The organism is Mesorhizobium sp. M4B.F.Ca.ET.203.01.1.1 (assembly GCF_004791025.1).
Classification (GTDB): domain Bacteria; phylum Pseudomonadota; class Alphaproteobacteria; order Rhizobiales; family Rhizobiaceae; genus Mesorhizobium; species Mesorhizobium abyssinicae.
In genome coordinates this window covers 1-577 of record NZ_SRUO01000051.1, presented here as the reverse complement: position 1 = coordinate 577, position 577 = coordinate 1, and the positions used below count along the sequence as shown (strand labels likewise).

The following is a 577-nucleotide window of genomic DNA, read 5'->3' as shown; positions in this document are numbered from 1 at the left end:
GTCACGCGCCGGCGTCAGATCGTGCAGATGATCGTGGCCGAAGAGAACCGCGCCCGCACGGTCAACGCAAGACAGGCGCAAAAGAGCATCAAGCGCCTGCTCGCCGCGCTCAGGCGTGAGTTGGAAAGCCTCGATGCCGACCTGGACGATCATATCCGCAAGTCGCCACTCTGGCGGGTCCGGGAAAAACTGCTGTCCTCCGTACCAGGCATCGGTCCCACCGTTGCCCGCACCATGATCGCCGAGATGCCGGAGTTGGGCAGCCTCGACCGGCGCCAGATCGCAGCGCTCGCAGGTCTCGCACCATGGACGAGGCAGTCCGGCACATGGCGTGGCAAGAGCTTCATCGGCGGCGGCAGGAGCCGCGTGCGCGCCGTCCTCTTCATGGCTGCCCTCGTCGCCATACGCCACAATCCGGTCCTCAAGGCCTTTCGCGACCGCCTCGTCGAGGTCGGCAAGCCGAAGATCGTCGCCGTCGTGGCCGTCATGCGAAAGCTGCTGACCATTCTCAACGCCATCATCCGCGACCAAAAACCATGGCAAACAGCTTGACAGCCAAGACAGTCGCTCTCCCCGT

The 577-nt window shown here is 64.3% G+C and carries 1 protein-coding gene; it reads left to right on the top strand.

Annotated elements, in window-relative coordinates:
* Window positions 1–552 (top strand): transposase (locus EN846_RS33565; RefSeq protein WP_135899161.1); only part of this gene is annotated, 552 nt, incomplete at its 5' end.
* Between the last annotated feature and the right edge of the window lie 25 nt (window positions 553–577).